The sequence below is a fragment of the Mucilaginibacter gossypii genome (assembly GCF_900100945.1).
Lineage (GTDB): Bacteria > Bacteroidota > Bacteroidia > Sphingobacteriales > Sphingobacteriaceae > Mucilaginibacter > Mucilaginibacter gossypii.
The window spans coordinates 25200-47691 of sequence record NZ_FNCG01000019.1 but is presented as its reverse complement, the minus strand read 5'-3'; the positions used below and the strand labels follow the sequence as shown (position 1 = coordinate 47691).

Below are 22492 nucleotides of genomic sequence, written 5' to 3'. Positions count from 1 at the left end.
GACTCTAATGGTCTTGACTATATTTCTTTCTTGCTTCCTGACTCTTATAGTCCTGACTCTAATTACTTCCCTGTGTGTCCGTAGCCGCCTTCGCCCCTTTGGGTTTCGTTCAGTACTTCTACCTGCTCCCAGTTAACACGCTCGTGTTTGGCAACTACCATCTGGGCTATCCTGTCGCCGGTATTGACCTCAAAATCTTCTGTCGAGAAATTGATGAGTAATACCTTGATCTCTCCGCGATAATCGGCATCAATAGTGCCCGGCGAATTAACAATACCGATACCATGTTTAAATGCCAGGCCGCTTCGCGGGCGGATTTGCGCTTCGAAACCCTCGGGCAATTCAATATATAAACCTGTTGGAATGAGTTTACGTTCCATTGGTTTAAGCACTACCGCAGTTTCTACATCAGCACGCAGGTCCATGCCTGCTGCATGAGCAGTTTCATAAGCCGGTAAACTATTTTTTGATTTGTTAATTATGCGGATGATCATCGTTTAAATATAGCTTTTAACTCTTTGCGTTCAAAGTAATACGCTCCAGCCGCAAATAAAAGTAAAAGCCCGTTACCAACAAAAATATTACGTTTAAATACTGAAAACGACAGAAAAACAAACAATACCGAGACAATTATATACGCAAGGTTCTTTTTTAAGTTATACGGGATGGGATAATTTTTTTGCCCCCACAGGTACGAGAGCACCATCATGGTAGCATAGGCCGCGAACGAGATCCACGCCGAAGCCATATAGCTGTATTTAGGAATAAGCAGCCAGTTTAAAATAACGGTTAATACCGCCCCTACACCAGATATATATAAGCCATAGCGGGTTTGGTCAGACAATTTATACCACACCGAAAGATTCATATAAATACCAAGGCTCAGGTAACCGAACAACAAGGGCGGTACAACGCCAAGGCCCTGCCAAAACGGATTGTAAACTATATGATGTTTCACCTCATGCGTTTCCTTTCCTACTATAAGAGTAGCCAGTATATCAACATTGGCAATAAGTGCTACACATATAATGGCCACCATAATTACAAAGTACGTCATGATGCGGGCATAAGTTTCGCCCGAATTTTTGTTTTTTGCATGGCTGAAGAAAAACGGTTCGGCACCTAACCTGAAGGCCTGCACAAAAATACTCAGAAATAATGCAATCTTGGCGCAGGTGCCATAAATGCCCACATGCGTATCGGCGATACTTTGGGGCAGCATTTGCTTCAGCATCACCTTATCTAATGACTCATTAATGATGAACGATATATTGGCTATCAATATAGGCCAACTGTATGCAAACATTTCGCTTAACATGGCACCGTCAAACTTCAGCTTCATTTGCAATATCTCGGGCAATAGCAATAATATGGTAAGCCCGCTTGCTATTGCGTTAGCTAAAAATACATATCCTACCCAATTGGGCCTGTACCAACCTGCCATCCACGCTCCGGATGGCAAATGGTGATTTATTATAAACGGAACGCCGAACAGAAAAAACAAATTGAGCATCATTACAAGGCCGATGTTTGAGCATTTGATAATGGCGTATTTTATGGGGCGGCCTTCTGCCCTGATACGGGCAAAAGGAATTACGCAAAAAGCATCAAGCACTAAAATTACGAGGAAGCACTTTACGTAAAAAATATAGTCGGCATGATCTTTAGCGACGCCGGCCTGCATGTAATTGACAATAGGATTTAGAAATAGTACACAAAAAACCAGGAATATTACTGATACCATTATAACAACACCAAACGCATTATTATAAACCTGCTGTTTGTTATCTGAACGTTTTTGCAGGTACCTGAAATAGGTAGTTTCCATACCAAAAGCCAAAATGGCGTTAATGATAGAAGCACTTCCATATACCGATGTAAAAACGCCGTTAGCATTTACCGGCAGGGTACGGGTATAAATTGGCGTTAAAACAAAGTAGATCATCCGGGAAATGATAGTACTTAAACCATATATAGCAGTTTGCCCGGCGAATTTTTTTATAGTAGACAATGGAGATATTCGATTTAATGGGTTTGTATTTAGTTACAAACGCCTTTTAACAACCTCAAAATTACGATAGTTTTTCAATTCGCCTTCATGGCTTTCAACAGCGGTCACTTCGGCGTCCTGAGGCCCTTCGTTACACCATTCCAAAAACATTTCGAGTGTAGAATTATCAGCTTCGGCTTCCATGTATACATCACCATTGGGCTCGTTGAGCACAAAACCGCGAACACCAAGCTGATCGGCAACTGCTTTTGTTGATTTACGGTAAAAAACGCCGTGTACTTTGCCTTTAACTGTAATATTAATATGTTTGATCATCAGTATTATCGTATATTGATATTGCAAAGTTAACTTTTTCCTGCTAAGCAACCTTTTAACTTTACAAGCGTAATCACTACAAAACGCATTACATTTTATTTTGATTGATATAACTCTAAAATTCTATTTTATGAAAAAAATTATTTTTTCTGCCCTGATCATTGCTCTTACAACCTTTTCGGCTTTCGCTATTTTGGGCAACTGGAAAGTGAAAGACGATGAAGCCCAGGTAACTTTTGAAGGCCACAGGGTAAGCGGTTCATTCAGCGGCTTAAAAGCCGATATAACATTTGATAAAGACCATCCCGAACAAGCTAAAATTTCGGCAACTATCGATGTTACAACCGCAGCAACCGGTTTCTTTATTAAAACCAGTCACGTAAAATCGGCCCTGGGTGCCGACGATTATCCAACCATTAAATTTGAATCAACCTCGGTATCAAAAAGCGGTAACGGCTACGTTGCCAGCGGCAAGCTAACCATGAAAGGCAAAACCAATCCCGAAGCCATCCATTTTACGTTTGACGAAAAAGGCAGCGAGGCCGTGTTTAAAGGCGATTTTAAAGTACTGCCTCCTAAGTATGGCATCGACAGAAGCGGCACACCGCCCGAGGTTACTATCCATTTAGTTGTGCCGGTGAGTAAAGGATGATATCTGCACGAATCCTTGTATAGATTGCTTATAATTTAATCGAATTACACGAATGTTTCCTTGACGTTATTCGTGTAATTCGATCTAATTTGTGAAAATTAGTGTCAATTATATCAGTTTCTTTACTTTGGTTTCGGGTGTGATCTTAAACCCATCAAGGCCGCTGATCAGGTTCAGGCCCGGGGTTTTGCCTGCTTCAAGCGTGCCTTTTTCATCGTCGATACCCAGGTATTCGGCTCCATTACGGGTACCCCATTCAACCAGGCGCGGTAAGCTTATGGAAGGGAACTTTTGTTGAATAGCTCGCATCTCGCTCAGTAAACATAATTTGCTGTTTGATGCAAGGCTATCAGTACCAAGGGTAATATTAAAACCCTGGTCAACAAAAAGATCAATTTTAGGTAAACGCCCCTCAATATAAAGATTGGCATTAGGGCAAAAACACCAGTTTATCTTCCTGTCAAATCGTTTTATGAAATAAATATCTTTTAGGTTGGTACAGGTATTATGTACCAGCAAAACCTTTTGTTTGTTAGAGAGCAGCGGGATAATAGATTGTACAGAGTTACGGGCCTGTGGCTTGAAATAGGATATATCCATACCAAAATGCTCGTACAACTCTAAAAAAGCACCAAGCTTATACCGGTAAAATTTGTTCTCATCCTCACACTCCTGGTTATGGATACTGAGCAGGTTTTCATCGTTGGTATCGCTGTGCTTTTTAATCAGCTTAAATAACTCCTTTGATACCGAATACGGTGCATGCGGGGTTATAGAACATGAGCCGGGCTTAAATTCATTGAGCAGAGCCAGCGCTTTTTCAAAAACTTCAGCAGCCTTTTCGGGCAAAAAACCAAAAGTTTCAACAAAGGTATGATAGTATAATTTGCTTTGTTTTTTCATCGCAACACTGTTATTAGTGTTGGAGATATCACCAACGGCTACAATGCCGTTATCATACATTTCCTGATCGGCTTTAGCTATGGCATCAAGAACCTCCTGCTGATCGGTACTGCGTAAAGATTGAACGTCTTTTATAAAATTTACCAGGCCGCCTTTGGGCTTTACTTTATCTTTTAAATGAGAAAGTTCGGTATGGCAATGCGTATTAATAAATCCGGGGCAAATAACTCCGCTTACTTGTTGCACATGCCCGCTGGGAGGCTTGTTACTATCGGTAACAGCGATGATCTTACCTTGATCATCAACAGTGACTATACCATTTTTAATCGGATCGGCATAAACAGGAAAAACGTAATCGGCTCTAAAACTTTTCATTAAAATTTAAACTTGGTATCGTAACACATAACGTTTTTCAAAACAATCTGTCCTGCAAAATAAGTACAATTAACTTTTAGTTATTGTTTTTTATTAGCCAAAAAAGAATGACTTTAAAAAAAGATAGATTTTTTTAAATTTAAGTACTTTTGCACTGTGAACAATACAAAAGATAAAATCGACATCCGCAGCCTGAGCCTGAATGCTTTACAGGAGCATTTTATCCGTATGGATGAAAAAGGCTTCAGGGCAAAACAGGTGTATGAATGGCTTTGGAAAAAATCTTGCTTTTCTTTCAACGAGATGAGCAATATTTCAAAAGAACTCCGTGCTAAACTGGATGCAAATTTTGTAATTAATAATGTAAAAATTAATTCTTCACAGGTTAGTGCTGATAAAACTATAAAAAATTCTTTTATTTTACACGATAACCACTTAATTGAGGGCGTTTTAATTCCAACTCCCGGCCGTATGACGGCCTGTGTATCATCGCAGGTGGGTTGTAGTCTTACCTGTAAATTTTGTGCCACCGGCTATATGGAGCGCAAAAGGAACCTCAACCCTGATGAAATTTACGACCAGGTAGTTTTAATTGATCAGCAGGCCCGCGAAAACTACAATCAGCCTTTATCAAATATTGTTTACATGGGCATGGGCGAGCCGTTGCTCAACTATGCCAATATGATGAAGTCGATAGAGCGCATCACCTCCGAGGATGGGCTTAACATGGCTGCCAAACGCATTACCGTATCAACAGCCGGCATTGCCAAAATGATCAAAAAACTGGGCGACGACCAGGTAAAATTTAACCTTGCCCTTTCCCTGCATGCGGCAAACGACGAAAAACGGAATACTATTATGCCCATTAACGAGCAAAACTCGTTAAAGGCCCTGGCCGAGGCATTGAAATATTACTACGCCAAAACCAAAAACCCGGTGACCTACGAGTACATTATTTTTGATGGTGTGAACGATGGCATCCAGGACGCTATGGAGCTGGCTAAATTTTGCAAACACCTGCCTTGCAAAGTTAACATCATTGAATACAATCCTATCGCTTTTGCCAGCTACATCAATGCCGGCGAAGATAAAGTTGAAGCATTTGCTGATTACCTCACCAAACAAGGTATTAACACGCACCTCCGGCGGAGCCGCGGCAAGGATATTGACGCCGCCTGCGGACAGCTCGCCATCAAAGAAAAAGATAAACTGGCCGAAGTTTAAAAAATCCGTATTAAATTGAGGGCATGAAATTACTGCGTGCCTACCTTTCAGATTTTGCCGCCCTGCTGTTCCCGGAGCTTTGCCCGGCTTGCCAGGCCAGCTTGGTAGCAGGTGAGCATATCATTTGCAGCGATTGCCGCTTTAATTTACCCTTTACCAATTTTCATCAGCAGCCTGCTAATATTGTAGCCCAGCAATTTTGGGGTAAAATTAATGTTGAAGCCGCCTACGCACTCTATTATTTTCATAAAGGAGGAAAAATCCAAAACCTGATGCACCATTTTAAATACAAAGGCATGCACCAGATCGGCAATCTGCTTGGCGTCATAGCAGGGGCACAGCTGGCCGCAAATGATATTTTTAATACGGCAGATGTAATTATTCCGGTGCCGCTCCATCAGCGCCGCCTGCGCGAACGTGGCTACAACCAAAGCGCCTGCTTTGCCCATGGCCTTGCCGAAAAGTTAAAGGGGGTGGTTGATGAGCACAGCCTCGTACGTACAGTGGCCACTAAAACTCAAACTCAACGATCACGCTTTGCCCGGTTTGAAAATATGCATCATGTATTTGCTGTTAAAGATGCGGCTGCACTTGAAGGCAAACATGTATTACTGGTCGACGATATAGTAACTACCGGCTCAACGCTTGAAGCCTGCGGGGCGGAGTTATTGAAAGTTCCTGGTTTGAAGTTGAGTATAGCTACCATAGCTTATGCGGTGTAGGATCATAATCGAATAAGATTATACTAATCATGCCATTGCGAGGAGCAACATAGGGATAAGTCAGGGATGCGACATGGCAATCGCATACTACACAGGGCGGTCATGCTTCCATGCGATGGCCGCGCTATCGCAATGACACCTGTTTTAGTACCGGGATTTAAACAAACTAACCTCTAATCTTCAGTCTCTAATCAATAACAGCCTACTGCTGCTGGTACCTGCTTAATTTATCGTATAGCACCCTCGGGTCAAAGGGTTTAAGGATGTAGTCATTCATTCCGGCATTGTTAATCTCGCCCATTTGGTTGCTGAGCATAGAGGCCGTAAGGGCAATGATTGGTAACTGCTGGAAATAAGCTTCTGTTTTAGCGCGGATAATGCCTGTCGCTTCCAAACCGCCCATTTCGGGCATGTGGATATCCATCAGCACTACGTTGTAGTTGCGGTTGGTTTCAACCTTTTCAATAGCTTCAATGCCGTTTTCGGCAAAATCAGCGCTGGCACCCCATTTCTTTAATATCTTATTAATGAGCAGGCGGTTAATCTGATTGTCATCTACTACTAAAACATTTATTTTAAGTCCTTCTTCCACGTTATTACTATTTCTGTTCGACTGGTAGTCTCCTTTTTTAAAGCCTATGGTAAACCAAAATGTTGATCCCTGTCCTGGTACGCTGTCAACATTTATGCGCGAGTCGTGCAGTTCAATTAACCGCTTGCTGATAGCGAGGCCAAGGCCGGTACCTCCAAACTTGCGTGTAGTATCCAGTTCGGCCTGCTTAAACTGCTCAAATATAGTACCCAGTTTATTTGCTGCAATGCCTATGCCGGTATCAATTACTGCAAACCTGATGCGCACATCCTGTTCTGATTGCTGTATCACTTTCAGATCGATGGTAACTCCACCTTTCTCGGTAAATTTAATCGCATTACCAACAAGGTTTAGTAATATCTGGATCAGCCGGGTGCGGTCGCCCAAAATCACTTTGGGTATAGCCTCATCAATGCTTTTGCTAATATATATATTTTTTTCGGCGGCTTTATACTGCATGGAGCTTGTTATGCTTTGAACAAGCTCGGTCAAATCAACCCGCTCCTTCTCCAGCTCAACATTCCCGGTTTCGATCTTGGCAAAATCAAGCACATCATTGATCAGTGTCATCAGGTTTTCGGCCGAGAATTTCAGGATGTTAAGGTTTTCCTTTTGCCCATCAAGCGGATCATCCTCCAGTAACAAATGCGACATACCAATTACGGCATTCAGCGGCGTACGGATCTCGTGGCTCATTACTGATATGAACATATCTTTGGCGCGACTCAGCTGTACAGCTTCCTCCCGGGCATTAATGAGTTCAATTTCAGCCTTCTTTTTAGCAGTTATGTCAATGATAACCTCTATGTATTTATCAACTTCGCCCTTACTGTTAATAATCACCGAGTTGATCACCGAAATCCACAAAGGCTGCCTGTCTTTCCGGTAAACCAGCAGGTCAACCTCAAATGATTGTTTATTGCGGGACAACTCCCGTGCCTTTTGGATAATAGATACGTCGGTAAGCTCCCCTTTTAGCACATCGCCAAGATGGTTGTCTTTCACATCAAGCAAAGTATAGCCGGTTATTTGCTCAAACGCTTTATTGACCCACTCAACCTTACCATCGCTGTTATTAATTACCACGCCACTGGCAGTACTGCTGGCCACCAACGAAAGCATGTTTACCTGCTCTTCAGTTTTCTTACGTTCGGTGATGTCAACCATTACAGCTATCTGTCTTTCAACACTGCCTGTTTCATTAAATAAAGGGCTATTTGACAGAAAGATCCAGATCGGGGTTTTGTCCTTTTTATAAACTTTTATTTCAACTTCATATCCCCGTTTTTCCTCTACAGCTTTTACTGCCGCCTTAAACACATTAAGGTCGGTATCTTCACCAACCAGCATGGTACCAAACATTTTACCACGCATTTCGTCAAACGTATAACCTGTTATATTCTCCAGGGCTTCATTCATCCAGATCACCTCACCCGTATTACTGCGGATCAGGATACCGCTTGGCGATTTACGGGCCGCGAAGGACAGTATCTCCAGTTCCTGTTCTATTTTTTTACGCTGGGTTATATCAATAATAACCCTGATAAATTTATCTGTTTGGCCGGCACTGTCGCGGATCACCGAGTTAAATACCGAGATCCAAACCGGTTCACCACCTTTTTTATCTATCAACAAGTCTACTTCGTAAGATACCTGGTTGCGGATGGCTTCATCAAGCCGTTTTACAGCTTCGGCATCCAACGGTACACCTTTAAGCACATCGCGCAGGCGCCGGTTTTCTACATCGGCCTGGTTATAGCCGGTTATTTGCTCAAAAGCTTCATTGGTCCATATCACCTCATCTGCCGCATTGCTGATAACCACACCACTGGTAACCCTACTTGCCACCAATGATAATAATGCCAATTCATTGGCCACCTTTTTTTGATAACTGATATCGCGCCCGCTGGCAAACCATTTATCACTTTTAAAAGTTACCGACCAGCTGATGCATTTAATATCGCCCGACGGTGTTATAATATTTGCTTCTATTTCGAAATGGCGTTGCTGCCTGCCTAATCCTTTTTTCAGGGCCGACAGCGATTTAGCCCGCTCTTCTTCCTGGAAAAAGCTCCAGATAGGTTTACCTATAACCTCAACGGGCGAATAGCCTAAAACAGATTTGGCAGAACGATTGATTTGCTCAATGATAAAATCCCGGTCCATAATGCAATGGATATCAGGAGAACTGTCAAAAAGATTATGAAACTCCTGATGGCTTTTCAAATTTTTCTCCAATTCAAGCTTCTGTTTCCGGAGCAGCAGGTGCGACATAACCTCATCGGCCAGCGTGCGTAGCGCGTCACGCTGTTCGGCTGTGAGCTTACGCGGCTTTGTATCAATCACACACAATGAGCCAAGCCTGTGCCCATCCGGGTCAATCAACGGCGCGCCGGCATAAAAACGTACGCCCATTTCATTGGCTGCGGGATTATCCTTAAACTCCTCATCTTCTTTGGAGTCGGCTATTTCAAGAAGTGCATCAGATTGGATGGTGCGGTTGCAAAAAGCGTCGGCGCGGGGTGTTTCCCCCACGTCGACGCCGTATGCTGATTTAAACCATTGTCTTTCGGCATCAAGCAGCGTTATCAGCGCTACCGGTACCTGGCATATGTAGGAGGCTAAACGCGTAATAGCGTCGTACTCCTTTTCAGGCATGGTATCCAAAACATTGTATGATTTAAGCGCTGCTAAGCGCTTATCTTCTATGTTTGATGGATCTTCCTGCCTTAGTGTCATTTTTTACTCTGAGTCCTTATCTCTGTACAACGGGAAGTCGTACATTAACTTGTGAACCCTTTTACGGATTTTCTTGATAGAATGTTCATTTTCAGGATCAGAAATTACAGCATCTATCAATTCAACAATATGCTCCATATGTTTTTCCTTCATCCCGCGGGTGGTGATAGCCGCAGTACCTACACGGATGCCTGAGGTTACAAATGGCGATTTATCATCATATGGCACCATATTTTTATTCACGGTGATATCGGCAGTTACCAAAGCATTTTCGGCAGCTTTGCCTGTAATATTTTTATTACGAAGATCGATCAGCATTAAATGATTATCGGTACCGCCAGATATGATCTGATAGCCCAGCTTCACAAATGCTTCGGCCATAGCATCGGCATTCTTTTTAACCTGCACAATGTATTTCATGTAGCTATCGCTCAAAGCCTCACCAAAAGCTACTGCTTTAGCAGCTATGATGTGCTCCAACGGGCCTCCCTGTGTACCTGGGAACACGGCCATATCCAATAATGACGACATCATCCTGATTTCGCCTTTTGGAGTTTTGATGCCGAATGGGTTTTCGAAATCCTTACCCATCATTATTAAGCCGCCACGAGGGCCGCGTAAAGTTTTGTGGGTAGTAGTAGTAACGATGTGGCAATGTGGCAGCGGATCAGTTAACAAGCCACGGGCAATTAAACCTGCCGGGTGCGAAATATCGGCCAGTACCAAAGCACCAACCTCATCAGCCACCTTACGGATAAACTCATAGTCCCAATCGCGCGAGTAAGCCGAAGCGCCTGCAATGATCAGTTTCGGTTTTTCGCGCAGGGCCACCTCTTTTAACTGAGCATAGTCAACCAAACCGGTTTCTTTACTTACACCATAAAAATGAGGTTCATACAATTTACCCGAAAAGTTAACAGGCGAACCATGCGTTAAGTGACCACCATGTGAAAGGTCAAAACCTAATATTTTATCGCCCGGCTGCAATACAGCAAGCATAACTGCCGCGTTTGCCTGTGCACCAGAATGAGGTTGTACGTTAACCCACTCGGCATTAAACAATTGCTTAGCGCGCTCGATAGCTATGGTTTCAATTTCGTCAACCACCTGGCAGCCGCCGTAATAGCGTTTGCCCGGTAAACCTTCGGCATATTTGTTGGTTGCAACAGAACCTGCAGCTTCCATAACCTGCCTGCTTACAAAATTCTCAGATGCTATAAGTTCAATGCCCTCTTCCTGGCGTTGCTGCTCTTCATCCAATAGCTTAAATATCAGTTTGTCTCTTTTCATTGTGTGTTTTTAACGGCGCTAAGTTACACAATTGATATAGATTTGAGATGTGAGATATGAGATTTGAGATACCGCAATGTTAAATTTTACTTAATAAAAAGTAAACATAATATTATTTGCTATTCAGGCTTTTACAGCGAATAAATTAATAGAATTTCATACAGCTACAATGACTATAGATTACTCATGCATTGCAGGTTTAGAATTTAAGTTTATCCGGATCAAGCCGATTATCCCAAAACATTAAAAGCTCGATAATATTATTAGCTTTTACACGATAAAACAAGCTTACCTGTTTTACAACGACACATTTATGTGTATCACTTTGTTTAGAATAGGGATAAAGTAACGGGTTATTGGATATGTGACCGATCACTTCATTGGTACGTTTAACAAAGGCTATCACCTCTTTAACAGTCCAGTTCTCATCGAGATATTCCAATATCTCATAATAGGTAAGTTCTGCAACAGGCGACCAAATGACAATCTCGCGTTGCATCATTTATTCAGAAAACGAGATTGTATTTTAGCCATTACCTCTTTGTGGGGAGTACCTTTACCTTGATCAAGCTGATTTTTTGCTTTATCAATAGCTTGCTGAACCGGTGTTGGAAGATCTGACCAAAAATCATTTTCGGATAAGCCCAACAATGAGTTTATTTCATTAAGTATATTATCATCGTTACTCTGAATTATCTTTTCTACTATTTTATACTTTAATGCAATATCCATAATTTGAAACTTTATTATAAAGTTAATAATTTTGATTTTAACTTTCCACTTTCGGTGAAATCCAAAAGTTATTATAACCCAATCCAATCTGGATATCTATCAGCTCCTGTTGCAACATTTCAAGCACCGCCAAAAAGTTATATACAAAATGAACTTTGTTTTCAGATTCTTTTGCGATTGCTTTAAAATCGAGCATTTTATTGATCTTAAGCAGATCAGCAACTGCCTTCTTTTGTTTTTCAATGGTGTAGGGATACTGTACTACCGTGTGTTTAACCTCCTCGCTGCGCCTGGTGAAATTGCGGATCATCCGTTCGTAAACAACCATGAGGCGGTAAAGCGTTAGCTCAGATAATTCTTCGCCGGGCACGGCTACTTTTTCAACCTGTTCGAGGTCATGTTTGATATTGCCGCGCTTTTCCTGTTTAAATCGCTCATCTTCCATGGGCCTGATCTCTTCACACACCTCTTTAAACTTTTTATACTCGATGAGTTTCCTGATCAGGTTTTCTTTGGTGTCCGGGTCATCGCCGGCCTCTTCGGTGCCGTAACGCGGCAACAGCATTTTGGCCTTAATGCGCATAAGTGTTGCTGCCACGAAAATAAATTCACTGGCAATTTCCATATTGAGGCTGCTCATCTGGTGCAGGTAGTGCAAAAAATCATCGGCAATTTTTGCTATTGGGATATCGTGAATATCCAGCTCATCGCGCTCAATGAAAAACAGCAGCAGGTCAAACGGGCCTTCAAACTGGGGTAACCTAATGGCAAAACTATCGTCGGTCATAAAATCCGGTCAAAAATAAACATTTCGGCCGGATTCATCGCAGCAAGAATTAAGCTGCAAAGCACAGACTTTCAGGTTTAAAAACAAACAATCCACTGCTTCTGTTGACCATCATAATATGCCTTAACCAAACTGTTTTCTTTGGCATATCCTGTTTGTTAAGTAATTTAATATCTTTATATACCCTGAATGTAACAATAATTAGTTTATTTTGCAGGTTAAATATCCTTACGAATGTCAATGCAGGTACCGGCCGGGAATTTATTACAAAAAATAAATTATCCATCTGATTTAAAGCTACTTAATGAAACAGAGCTTGAACAGGTATGCAAGGAACTACGCCAGTATATTATTGACGTAGTATCAGTTAATGGCGGGCACTTTGCCGCCAGCCTGGGTGTGGTTGAACTTACCGTAGCGCTACAATACGTACTTAATACGCCATACGATCAGTTAGTTTGGGATGTTGGGCACCAGGCTTACGGCCATAAAATACTTACCGGCCGCCGTGATGAGTTTCACACCAATCGCATTCATGGTGGCATCAGCGGCTTCCCAAAACGTTCGGAAAGCATATACGATACTTTTGGTGTAGGCCATTCATCAACTTCTATATCTGCCGCATTGGGTATGGCTGTTGCCTCTCATTATAAAGGCGAAACAGACAGGCAGCATGTAGCCGTAATTGGCGACGGCTCGATGACCGCAGGCATGGCCTTTGAAGCACTTAACCATGCCGGCATTGAAAACTCCAATCTGCTGGTGATTTTGAATGACAATAACATGGCCATCGACCCTAATGTTGGCGCATTGAAAGAATACCTGACTGACATAACCACGTCAAAGCCATACAACCGCTTCAGGGACGATATTGCCCACGTACTGGCCAAACTATCATCCATTGGCCCGGATGCCTTTAAAGTAGCCCAAAAACTCGAAAAAAGCATTAAAGGTACCCTGCTTAAACGCAGCAACTTTTTTGAAGCACTTAAGTTCCGTTATTTTGGCCCTATTGACGGGCATGATGTTAATCATCTGATAAAAGTTTTAAAGGACCTGCGCGATATTCCGGGACCTAAATTACTGCACTGTATCACGGTGAAAGGTAAAGGCTATGCCCTTGCCGAAAAAGACCAGACCAAGTGGCATGCTCCAGGCTTGTTTGACAAGATCACCGGCGAAATCAAAAAAACTAAATACGACAAGCCTCAGCCTCCTAAATACCAGGATGTGTTTGGACATAGTATCATTGAACTGGCCGAGCAAAACCCTAAGATCATGGGTATTACGCCGGCGATGCCATCAGGTTGTTCATTAAACCTGATGATGAAGGCCATGCCTAACCGTGCGTTTGACGTAGGTATTGCCGAGCAGCATGCGGTAACTTTCTCCGCCGGTTTAGCTACCCAGGGGCTCATTCCGTTCTGCAACATTTACTCCAGCTTTATGCAGCGGGCTTATGACCAGGTGATCCATGACGTGGCCATACAAAAGCTTAATGTAGTGTTTTGCCTTGACCGCGCAGGATTTGCCGGGGCAGATGGTGCTACTCACCATGGCGCTTATGACATGGCCTACATGCGCTGTATCCCCAATATGGTGGTATCTGCCCCCATGAACGAGGAAGAACTGCGCAACCTGATGTTTACTGCCCAGCAGGAAAACATGGGGCCATTCGTGATCAGGTATCCACGTGGTAATGGAGTTATGGTTGACTGGCAGCGTCCGTTCAAAGCCATCCCCGTAGGCAAAGGCCGTAAGGTTTGTGATGGCGATGATGTGGCTATCCTGTCTATTGGCGCTATCGGCAACGAGGTGATTAAAGCCACTGCCGAACTCAATGCCGAAGGTTATAACCCGGCCCATTACGATCTCCGCTTTGTAAAACCGCTTGATGAGGCTTTATTACATGACGTATTCAAAAACTTTAATAAAGTAATTACCGTTGAAGACGGCTGCATTGAAGGCGGCATGGGTAGCGCGGTACTTGAATTTATGGCCGATAATGGCTATACCAATATCCAGGTTAAACGCCTGGGTATCCCTGACAAGTTTATTGAACATGGCGACCAGCCCGAACTATGGGCCGACTGTGGCTTTGATGCCAACGGTATAGCTAGGCAAGTACGTAACATGGCTGAGAAACGCAATGTGAATACGATAGCGTCGTAATGCAAAATTGTTATTACGTACAAAACATAAAAAGCGACCATCAGTCGCTTTTTATGTTTTGTTAAAATTCTTTAATCACGCAGAGCCCCAACTAATTCGCTTTATACCTCGCCAAATCATTGTATATAGCACGGAATGAACTACGGATACCAAAGGTTAACATTGATGTTTTATCATTAAACTGGCTGTTCTTTTCACGGCGTACCAGGCCGCCAAGCTCAAACCTTAAGTTATATTTAGGGTTAATTAAATAGGCCACTTTTCCCTCCAGGTACACCATATTGGTGGTTAAGCCCTGCCCGGTGTAGTTGCCATATAACCTTGCCGGGTCACGATAGCCTTGAAAAGGGTCTTTACCATAGTTCAGGCCATTGACATCAAGCCCGTAATGCCCATAGTCGAGCTCTCCTGAAAAATCAAACCTTTTATATGAATAGTTAAGCAGTCCAACTACTTCGCGGAAATTGGCGCCCCAGGGATGTCCTATCGGCTCGCCATTTTCAGTGTAATTGATTACCGAAGAACGCTCTGAATAGGTATATGGTTTAACATTATTTGTCTCGAGCAAATAGTTTAAGCCTTTAACATTAAACAGGTTAGCCCCCCTTACACCCAATTGAAATCCGTATTTATTGCGTGAGCTACCTTTACTTGAAAAAAAGCTTGAAGACTCAAACTCGTCAAGCGAAAACTGACCATAAGCGGTGATGCCATCAGTTAGCTTATATTTAGCTGTAAATCCTATCAAAGCGTTATCGGGTGAGCCATTTGAAGCTTCAACAGGCCTTAAAAATATCACCGGGTTGATGTAAGTAAAATCAAACCCGCGTTTATGCCCTAAATCATCCTTAGCAGCCCATATCACCGCGTCAAAGAAACCGAGTGATAACCGATTAGATACGTTCCAGTCTAAATAGTGAAATACACCAAATTTTTTCCTGTCCCCATTATCTACTTTTACCGAAAGCGGGTCATTAAAATAAGTCCACATGGCCATATAACGCACATTGCCCAGCGTAGCCGTTAGCTTGAAAAATGGATATGGTGACGCATAATCAGATAATAATAATGACCGGTAGCCATCGCCAACAAAGGTTTTATCGCGCCCCGCGCTGATGTTCAAAAACTTTATCGGTGTATACGAAACGTTAGCCGTGATATATGACCAGCGGTATTCATTGCCGTAAATACCGGCGTACGCCTGCCCGGGGGCTATACCAACCTGGTTAACGTAGGTTTGTAAATAATTAGGTAATACCGCACGGTTTTCATATCCGGCCACATTATACGAAAAGTTTTTTCCGAAGGTACCGCCCAACTGGATCCCAAGCGTACCAAAATTGGTATTCTTTTTCCCTGAGAAATCACGGCTTAGATTAAAGTCGGGTAATAGATCGGCATAGAACGTGGAGTTGCTGCTTTTAACATCAATCTGATGTTCATTAAAAAAACGCCCTTTAAGATCGTTTAAGTTCATCAATGAGTCATAGTGAACTTTCAAAAGTGAGTCATCAACCATAAATGGTTTTAATGAACTATGTACCCTTGTTTTGGTTGAATAAATATCCTCATTTAGTTTCTGATAAAACTGGTAGTTATAAGGTTGATATATTGACTGGGCCTTCGCAAACCCGCTTATCAAAAGCAGTAAAATAATGCTTGTAAATATTCTCTTCATATAATGGTTTATATGGTTTTATACTTGGTTATTCAAAATAATTAGGCGTGTTAAACCCACCTTTTTTCAGATATTCATCTTTTTTTACCAGTTGCAGATCTGCCAGTACCATATCCGTCACCAATGCCTGCAGGTCATATTTTGGTTTCCAGCCGAGCTTATTATAAGCTTTGGCAGCATCTCCAATTAACAGATCAACCTCTGTCGGCCTGAAATACCTGGGGTCAACTTTTACAACAGTTTGCCCAAACCTCAAAGCCTCCAGGTTCAATCCAAGCGCGATAGCCCTTTCCTCATCAATATCAATAATCACCCCACGCTCGTTCTCATCCTTTCCGCTAAATTCAACTTCGATACCCAACTCCATGAAAGCCATCCTGATAAAATCGCGGACGGTGGTTGTTACGCCGGTTGCTATTACAAAGTCTTCGGCCCTTTCCTGCTGCAGCATCAGCCACATCGCCTCTATATAATCTTTGGCATGCCCCCAATCGCGCTGCGCCGAAAGGTTGCCTACATACAAACAGTTTTGCGAGCCAAGGGCTATTTTTGATGCTGCCCGGGTAATTTTCCGGGTAACGAAAGTTTCGCCCCTTACCGGGCTTTCATGGTTAAACAAAATCCCGTTGCAGGCATACATACCATAGGCTTCGCGATAATTAACTACAATCCAGTAGCCATATAGTTTTGCCACCGCGTAAGGTGAGCGTGGATAAAAGGGAGTGGTTTCACTTTGGGGCACAGCCTGCACCAAACCATACAGCTCGGATGTGGAAGCCTGATAGATGCGTGTTTTTTTGGTGAGATCAAGAAGCCTTACTGCTTCAAGAATACGTAGTACACCAACACCATCGGCATTGGCGGTATATTCGGGGGTTTCAAAGCTCACTTTTACATGGCTTTGTGCTGCAAGGTTATAAATTTCATCGGGCTGAACTTCCTGGATTAGCCTGATCAGATTTGTTGAATCGGTGAGGTCGCCATAATGCAGGCTGAATTTAACACCAGACTCATGCGGGTCATGGTATAAATGATCTATCCTGTCGGTATTTAATAAGGATGAGCGGCGTTTAACCCCGTGTACCTCATAGCCCTTCTTCAGCAAAAATTCTGCTAAATAAGCGCCATCCTGACCCGTTATGCCTGTTATTAAAGCCTTTTTCATTAATTATGACCGTAGATATATTAGGTAGTACAATAATATCCAATTTTATTGTAATTACCCCTATGACGTTCAATATATAGGTTTGGGCAGGCGTTATAGTACAGTTTAAAGAAAAAAATATCCGGCTTAAAAAATTTTACAAAAGATTAAATCCCGGCAACGGTATCTTCCAGTTCCCGGTACCAATCTGCTCCGTATTTACGGATGAGCGGATCTTTCAAAAATTCGTGAACGCGTACTTTCAACTCATCCCCAAATGAACATGCAGGGCTGCAGATATTCCAACGGTCATAGTTTAAAACATCAAACTCGGGATAAGATGTTATGCGGATAGGATATAAATGGCACGATATGGGTTTTTTCCAATTAACGGCACCTTCTTCATACGCTTTTTCAATACCGCATTTAGTAATGCCGTTTTCCCATATTACATAGGCGCATTCTTTGTTGGTATCAACACAGGGCGTAGTATAATCCCCTTCAAAATCGGTAACGTAAACCCCTTCCTTTTCAATGGTTTTGATCCCTTTGGCGGTAAGGTAAGGCTTTACTTTGGGATAGATCTCTTTCAGGATATCGAGTTCATCGGCATTAAGTGGCGCGCCCGAATCTCCTTCAAGGCAGCAGGCACCCTTGCATTTATTTAAATTACATACAAAATTCTCTTTTACCACATCCTCGTGCAGTAATACATTGCCAACCTCAATCATTATCTTTTTTTAAATCAATCTTTTATAGGGTTCAAAGGATATTTAAGTCCTGTAGCCGATTTCAGGTCCATTGTTACGCTGCCTATCAGCACTTCAACGTGGGCCTTTACCGGGATCCTGTTCTTATCGTTGGTAACCCAAAGGTACAACTTGCTGTTTTTCCGAAAAATGCGCCCCGGAATAATTGCCGGGCTAAATTTAAGACAATTAAACTTACCAAGCGAACACTCAACCGTTTCAGTGCCAACATAGGTTATTTGCATACTGTGAAACCCGTCTTCCAGGAAATATTGCAGATCAAAAGTATCGCCCTGTTGCAGCTTTGAAACATCAATGGCCCGCGCAAAATAATAAGCCGATACAAAATCAAAAGATTCGCCCTTATACCCGAATGTTCCTTTATTTGCCGTTACCTTCTTGTCTTTCTGATCGAACGTAACATTGTCGGTATGCCTGTACTTACCTTCGCGCCTGTTTTCAGTATAAAAATAGGGCATCAACGTTGTTTGATCTACATATGATTCATAACGGTTGCGTACCTTGTAAAAAAGGTCGAAAGAGCCGGCGGTTTTGCCTTCGGCCACGAGATGAAATGTAGGGCGGTCATTATATTTCTTATCGCTGGCCTCTACCTTTATGGTAGCTTCGGCAGCAGTAAAAAAACCGTATTTCATCTTGTAGTCCAGTTGTTCACCTGCTTTAAAGATCGACTCATTGATCTTTTTCAGTTCCTGGGCAAATCCGCCCTTGCAGCAGGCTATAAAAAGCAGTACAGTAAAAAAATATTTATTTATCAGCAGTTTCTTCATTGATTAATAGCCCTTTTTAGCCGGGGCTTGTGATATGACAACTGCTATTATAAATGGTTTAAACTTGTTTTTATTGCGCACTGCCGCTTAAATACTTAATCCTTACGCTTATAGATAGGTACTGTTGAGCAAGGCTCACCAAACATGAGGCTTTTAACCACAGCACTCAGCTTTTTAGTCAGCTCAACATAAGCAGATACCGGCACTTCGGTATCGCCGCAACCTTTCAACACAATCCGCTGCCCACGGTATTGCTCAAAATCTGCTTTGGCTATTTCCTTTTCAAAAAGTACAGTTTCCAATACCTCTTTATCCCCAAAAACAATTTCGCGGGCGTAAGGGGCCATCCGGTTGGCCAGCAGCATATATGCCCAGGCTGGTACAATAGCATCGGCAGTGCAGGTGATACCTACATTTTTACCCTCATATTGCGCCCAGTCATGTTCTTTTATAAAGTCCCTGAAATCTTTCTCGCGAAGGATTAGGCCATGGAACAGGTTATCTTTAATATCATAAATGACGCGATCGCCGGCAGGATAAAAAGAAGCCGGGTCTAAGGTAACGAGGCCGCTCTGAGCTACCTTGTTTATTATGTTTTCCTGGATATCCATATCTTTTATATGAAAGCTAAAAGCTGAAGGCACAAAGCCTAAAGCCGCTTAGCTTGATTATCAATATTTATATAAGCTGAAAGCAGAACGCACAAAGTTTAAAGCTAATACTACTTAACTGCCCTATATAAAAGCCCGTATATAAACAAAAAATCCGGGAACGGCTTAACGCTGATCCCGGATGCAAATTTACTTTAAATTTTGTTTAGAAGAATTTAGCCCTGTTATCTTTTACAATTGCATTATCTTTTAATGCATCGAGCACCTGACCTTGTGAACGTTGTAAAAGCGCCTGGTTAATTTGTTCTTTTTGTTTAATAGCATTGGTTAGTGCCGGCGGGTTAGTGAAACCATTAACCACATATACATATACACCCTGTGCACCATCAACAGGTTTTGAAATTTTGTTGATTGCCGAACCAAAGATTGAACCGATAACTTTATACTCTGCCGATTGACCTGGGATAATAGGATTGGCAAATACAATGTTTTCAACCGGAACTACCTTGCTGCCTACTTTTTGGGCAACCTGGTCAATTGAAGTACCGCCGCTAAGGGCTGTGTCAAATTTCTCTTTCAATTGTTTAGCTTTAACCTCATTACGTACCATTGGCTCAATTTGCTTTTTAACAGCCTCAAGAGATAATGTACCTTTAGGTTTAATTTCGGTAAGGCGGCTTACTATATACTGGTCGCCTACGGTAAATACTTTATCGGTAATATCGCCTTTTTCCGCTTTGTAAGCCCATCTAACCACGTCACGCGCGTTGTCCAGGCCAGGAAGACCAGAAGCTATCGCAGTAACATCTTCGGCGGTACGGGGTTTCAAACCTTCTTTTTTAGCTTCCGCCTCAAAATTATCAGGTGTTAATGAGGCTAAGAATGCCTGGGCTTTGCTGTAAGCTACAGTTTGGGTTTTGCTGCTTGCAGTTAACGGCTTATCAACTACACCAACTTTAACCAGTTTAACAGAACCTTTCTGATCTTCAACCTGAATAACGTGGTAGCCAAATTGTGATTTCACAACAAGGATATCGCCTTTATTTGCTTTATAAGCAGCATTGTAATATTCAGGAACTAAATTGCCCTGACCGCCCATTGAGCCATTTGCGTCAAATGAAGGAATTTCACCGCCCTTTACTGCGCTGCCTTTATCGGCAGAGAAAGCTGTTGCAAGTTCGGCAAATGATTTACCGCCCTGGATTAATTTTTTAATTGAATCGGCTTTAGCTTTAGCTTTTTCTTCACCGCCTGCAGATGCAAGGTCGATCAGGATATGCCTGGTTTTAACCGAATCGAAAGTGGTTTTGGTATCAACCAGCTTAGCTACTTTATAGCTGCCGTTTTCAAGGTAAGGGCCATAAACAAATCCCTTAGCCGCACTAAACATGGTAGTATCCAGTTTAGGGTCAAGGCTGCCCTTACGCTGATAAGCCAAAGGCGCTTTGGTTTCGGCATTGATCTGCACAAAAAGCGAATCGTTAGGAGTAGTTTTGAATTCATTGGCTAATTTATCAGCTTGTTGTTTAACTGCCGCTGAGTCTTCTTTTGAAGGAGCTGCGTTAAAACTAACGTATTCAAAATTCCTTAACTCCTGCGGAGTTTTAAATGAAGCTTTGTGTGCATCATAATATGCGCTGTAATCAGCATCGGTTAAAGTAACTTTAGCATCAGGGATTGAAGCATAATCAAGCGATACATATTTAAAGTTAGCCAGCTTGTTTTTTGCTTCGTAATCATCTGTAGCTTCAAGCGAGTTTACATAAAGGCCGTTGGTAACTAAAGTCATGTATTTAGTAGCTTTTTTAGCTTCTATCAGGTCGATCACAAAATCGCTCCATGCTTTTTTCTGAGCAGGGTCGGCTTTGCCTGATTGCAGGTAGGCTTTGAACTGATCATACCTGCTGCGATCAAACTGACCGGTTTGCTGATCGGCAAACTGGCGGGCTATCTGCGGGTCGGGATTGTTATCACCGATCATTACGTTCATTTCATCATCACCAACAGTAAGGCCAAGTTTTTCAATCTCTTTACCTATCAGCAACTGGCTTAAATACTGGTTCCAGGTAGTTTCCTGCAGATAGCTTGCTATTTGCGGAGAGATACTTTGTCCCTGTTGTTTAAACTGTGCAGAGTTTTGCTCCAGCTTTTCGTTGAATTTGTCATAGGGCACTTTTTCGCCGTTTACAACGGCAAGCTCGTTACTATCGTCCCTGAAAAAGGAACCGCCCGATCTTACAACTTCGCTCACAATAAATGCAAGCAGCGCGAAACCAATAAAGAATGCGAGAATCTTCCCCATCCTTTCGCGCAAAAAACCCATTATACCCATATTATATTTATAATTATTCTATTCTTTTTAAGAGGGCGCAAGATACAATTTTTAACAAAATTCTATAACACAAAATTTTCGTTAAAAAAAGTCATTATTGTGTCGCTTTTTCATCAACATGAAACAGCCCGGTGCTGCTTTTAAAGGTAGGGTTTAAAAGCTTATCATCACTTTCAAAGGTATTGCCGTTCATAACATTACCGCCGCTAAGTGTGGCCTGAACAGGTTTATTAGAGTAAACCCGCTTGGTTACCTGGTCCCAAAATAATTCGTTTGATTTAAAGGTTTCGCCTTTGGCGTTGGTGGCAACTACGTTGCCATGAAACTCAATCAGCTTTTCCTGCTCACGCTGAATGCCGGTATCTGCAATGATATCGCCTGCAAACTGACCAGTTCCCCGATCATAGTAGTCGATCTTTACGCCTTTAGGCATAATTTTATAAGGTTTCTTGATCTGGTATTCGACCATCAACGGTGCAGTAAGATGGATCTCCACTTTTGCCGAATCGCTCATGATCAGATCAAGCCCTGTAGTGCGCTGGGCTACAGTATCAACCTCATTAGCTGAAATTTCCCTAACCTTTTTCAGGTCATTTTCGCACGAAGACAGGAAAGCCGCCATTGGCAACAGTAACAGGCATAATGCCGGTATGTTAACAGCTGGGCGGCTCAT

General features: G+C 42.4%; 20 protein-coding genes. 4 read left to right on the top strand and 16 right to left on the bottom strand.

Features of this window, described 5'->3' with window-relative positions:
* Nucleotides 1-62: 62 nt before the first annotated feature.
* The 3 genes from dut to BLS28_RS25840 are packed head-to-tail and all read right to left on the bottom strand — an operon-like array spanning nt 63 to nt 2326.
* A complete protein-coding gene (gene dut / locus BLS28_RS25850; protein WP_091174598.1) occupies nt 63-494 on the bottom strand; it encodes a dUTP diphosphatase in 432 nt (143 codons plus the stop codon).
* On the bottom strand, nt 491-2011 hold the full coding sequence (locus BLS28_RS25845) for an MATE family efflux transporter (RefSeq protein ID WP_143020873.1): 1521 nt from the start codon (nt 2009-2011) through the stop codon (nt 491-493). The genes dut and BLS28_RS25845 overlap by 4 nt, the downstream gene beginning before the upstream one ends.
* Before the next feature lie 33 nt (nt 2012-2044).
* Entirely contained in the window at nt 2045-2326 is a 282-nt protein-coding gene (locus tag BLS28_RS25840; protein ID WP_311084056.1) for an acylphosphatase, read from the bottom strand.
* A gap of 130 nt (nt 2327-2456) precedes the next feature.
* Between BLS28_RS25840 and BLS28_RS25835 the strand changes: the two genes are divergently transcribed.
* Nucleotides 2457-2978 carry a YceI family protein gene (locus BLS28_RS25835; protein WP_091174596.1) on the top strand — a complete coding sequence of 174 codons (522 nt, stop codon included), beginning with the start codon at nt 2457-2459 and terminating at the stop codon, nt 2976-2978.
* A gap of 108 nt (nt 2979-3086) precedes the next feature.
* On the opposite strand, the gene BLS28_RS25830 is transcribed toward BLS28_RS25835, so the two are convergent.
* Entirely contained in the window at nt 3087-4256 is a 1170-nt protein-coding gene (locus tag BLS28_RS25830) for an amidohydrolase family protein (protein WP_091174594.1), read from the bottom strand.
* A 156-nt stretch (nt 4257-4412) separates the two neighbouring features.
* Here BLS28_RS25830 and rlmN point away from each other — a divergent pair, with 156 nt between their 5' ends.
* Both rlmN and BLS28_RS25820 read left to right on the top strand, forming a co-directional pair.
* Nucleotides 4413-5480, top strand: a complete 1068-nt coding sequence (rlmN, locus tag BLS28_RS25825; protein ID WP_091174591.1) for a dual-specificity RNA methyltransferase RlmN — start codon at nt 4413-4415, stop codon at nt 5478-5480.
* A 23-nt stretch (nt 5481-5503) separates the two neighbouring features.
* Nucleotides 5504-6202 carry a ComF family protein gene (locus BLS28_RS25820; protein ID WP_091174588.1) on the top strand — a complete coding sequence of 233 codons (699 nt, stop codon included), beginning with the start codon at nt 5504-5506 and terminating at the stop codon, nt 6200-6202.
* A 202-nt stretch (nt 6203-6404) separates the two neighbouring features.
* Here BLS28_RS25820 and BLS28_RS25815 read toward each other — a convergent pair whose 3' ends face one another.
* The 5 genes from BLS28_RS25815 to BLS28_RS25795 form a co-directional block, all read right to left on the bottom strand.
* Nucleotides 6405-9533 carry a PAS domain S-box protein gene (locus BLS28_RS25815; RefSeq protein ID WP_091174586.1) on the bottom strand — a complete coding sequence of 1043 codons (3129 nt, stop codon included), beginning with the start codon at nt 9531-9533 and terminating at the stop codon, nt 6405-6407.
* A 3-nt stretch (nt 9534-9536) separates the two neighbouring features.
* Entirely contained in the window at nt 9537-10823 is a 1287-nt protein-coding gene (gene glyA / locus BLS28_RS25810; RefSeq protein WP_091174585.1) for a serine hydroxymethyltransferase, read from the bottom strand.
* A 199-nt stretch (nt 10824-11022) separates the two neighbouring features.
* A complete protein-coding gene (locus tag BLS28_RS25805) occupies nt 11023-11325 on the bottom strand; it encodes a type II toxin-antitoxin system RelE/ParE family toxin (RefSeq protein ID WP_091174583.1) in 303 nt (100 codons plus the stop codon).
* The gene (locus BLS28_RS25800; protein ID WP_091174579.1) at nt 11322-11555 is read right to left on the bottom strand and encodes a hypothetical protein; all 234 of its coding nucleotides are present in this window, start codon (nt 11553-11555) and stop codon (nt 11322-11324) included. Before BLS28_RS25800 ends, BLS28_RS25805 begins: the two co-directional genes overlap by 4 nt.
* Before the next feature lie 37 nt (nt 11556-11592).
* The gene (locus tag BLS28_RS25795; RefSeq protein WP_091174577.1) at nt 11593-12342 is read right to left on the bottom strand and encodes a segregation and condensation protein A; all 750 of its coding nucleotides are present in this window, start codon (nt 12340-12342) and stop codon (nt 11593-11595) included.
* A gap of 240 nt (nt 12343-12582) precedes the next feature.
* Here BLS28_RS25795 and dxs point away from each other — a divergent pair, with 240 nt between their 5' ends.
* Nucleotides 12583-14514, top strand: coding sequence for a 1-deoxy-D-xylulose-5-phosphate synthase (dxs, locus tag BLS28_RS25785; protein WP_091174572.1), 1932 nt, complete (start codon nt 12583-12585; stop codon nt 14512-14514).
* A gap of 91 nt (nt 14515-14605) precedes the next feature.
* Here dxs and BLS28_RS25780 read toward each other — a convergent pair whose 3' ends face one another.
* The 7 genes from BLS28_RS25780 to lptC all read right to left on the bottom strand — a co-directional run bounded on the left by BLS28_RS25780 (nt 14606) and on the right by lptC (nt 22492).
* The gene (locus tag BLS28_RS25780) at nt 14606-16192 is read right to left on the bottom strand and encodes a gliding motility protein RemB (RefSeq protein WP_091174570.1); all 1587 of its coding nucleotides are present in this window, start codon (nt 16190-16192) and stop codon (nt 14606-14608) included.
* Between the two features lie 28 nt (nt 16193-16220).
* A complete protein-coding gene (gmd, locus tag BLS28_RS25775) occupies nt 16221-17357 on the bottom strand; it encodes a GDP-mannose 4,6-dehydratase (protein ID WP_091174568.1) in 1137 nt (378 codons plus the stop codon).
* 146 nt (nt 17358-17503) lie between these two features.
* Nucleotides 17504-18067 (bottom strand): DUF3109 family protein, encoded by a 564-nt coding sequence (locus BLS28_RS25770; protein WP_091174567.1) that lies wholly within the window; start codon nt 18065-18067, stop codon nt 17504-17506.
* A 14-nt stretch (nt 18068-18081) separates the two neighbouring features.
* Nucleotides 18082-18876 (bottom strand): DUF3108 domain-containing protein, encoded by a 795-nt coding sequence (locus tag BLS28_RS25765; protein WP_091174566.1) that lies wholly within the window; start codon nt 18874-18876, stop codon nt 18082-18084.
* Between the two features lie 95 nt (nt 18877-18971).
* Complete coding sequence (locus tag BLS28_RS25760; RefSeq protein WP_090534980.1) at nt 18972-19487, bottom strand: DUF2480 family protein; 516 nt, start codon at nt 19485-19487, stop codon at nt 18972-18974.
* A gap of 205 nt (nt 19488-19692) precedes the next feature.
* Entirely contained in the window at nt 19693-21810 is a 2118-nt protein-coding gene (locus tag BLS28_RS25755; protein WP_256337538.1) for a peptidylprolyl isomerase, read from the bottom strand.
* A 103-nt stretch (nt 21811-21913) separates the two neighbouring features.
* Nucleotides 21914-22492, bottom strand: a complete 579-nt coding sequence (gene lptC / locus BLS28_RS25750) for an LPS export ABC transporter periplasmic protein LptC (RefSeq protein ID WP_091174560.1) — start codon at nt 22490-22492, stop codon at nt 21914-21916.

Coding starts and splice junctions, on each gene's coding strand:
- dxs (WP_091174572.1), top strand. CDS start 12,583: ATGCAGGTACCGGCCGGGAATTTATTACAAAAAATAAATTATCCATCT.
- BLS28_RS25765 (WP_091174566.1), bottom strand. CDS start 18,876: ATGAAGAAACTGCTGATAAATAAATATTTTTTTACTGTACTGCTTTTT.
- BLS28_RS25840 (WP_311084056.1), bottom strand. CDS start 2,326: ATGATCAAACATATTAATATTACAGTTAAAGGCAAAGTACACGGCGTT.
- BLS28_RS25760 (WP_090534980.1), bottom strand. CDS start 19,487: ATGGATATCCAGGAAAACATAATAAACAAGGTAGCTCAGAGCGGCCTC.
- BLS28_RS25835 (WP_091174596.1), top strand. CDS start 2,457: ATGAAAAAAATTATTTTTTCTGCCCTGATCATTGCTCTTACAACCTTT.
- BLS28_RS25820 (WP_091174588.1), top strand. CDS start 5,504: ATGAAATTACTGCGTGCCTACCTTTCAGATTTTGCCGCCCTGCTGTTC.
- BLS28_RS25815 (WP_091174586.1), bottom strand. CDS start 9,533: ATGACACTAAGGCAGGAAGATCCATCAAACATAGAAGATAAGCGCTTA.
- BLS28_RS25800 (WP_091174579.1), bottom strand. CDS start 11,555: ATGGATATTGCATTAAAGTATAAAATAGTAGAAAAGATAATTCAGAGT.
- BLS28_RS25795 (WP_091174577.1), bottom strand. CDS start 12,342: ATGACCGACGATAGTTTTGCCATTAGGTTACCCCAGTTTGAAGGCCCG.
- BLS28_RS25805 (WP_091174583.1), bottom strand. CDS start 11,325: ATGATGCAACGCGAGATTGTCATTTGGTCGCCTGTTGCAGAACTTACC.
- dut (WP_091174598.1), bottom strand. CDS start 494: ATGATCATCCGCATAATTAACAAATCAAAAAATAGTTTACCGGCTTAT.
- lptC (WP_091174560.1), bottom strand. CDS start 22,492: ATGAGCCGCCCAGCTGTTAACATACCGGCATTATGCCTGTTACTGTTG.
- gmd (WP_091174568.1), bottom strand. CDS start 17,357: ATGAAAAAGGCTTTAATAACAGGCATAACGGGTCAGGATGGCGCTTAT.
- BLS28_RS25830 (WP_091174594.1), bottom strand. CDS start 4,256: ATGAAAAGTTTTAGAGCCGATTACGTTTTTCCTGTTTATGCCGATCCG.
- BLS28_RS25755 (WP_256337538.1), bottom strand. CDS start 21,810: ATGGGTTTTTTGCGCGAAAGGATGGGGAAGATTCTCGCATTCTTTATT.
- glyA (WP_091174585.1), bottom strand. CDS start 10,823: ATGAAAAGAGACAAACTGATATTTAAGCTATTGGATGAAGAGCAGCAA.
- BLS28_RS25780 (WP_091174570.1), bottom strand. CDS start 16,192: ATGAAGAGAATATTTACAAGCATTATTTTACTGCTTTTGATAAGCGGG.
- BLS28_RS25770 (WP_091174567.1), bottom strand. CDS start 18,067: ATGATTGAGGTTGGCAATGTATTACTGCACGAGGATGTGGTAAAAGAG.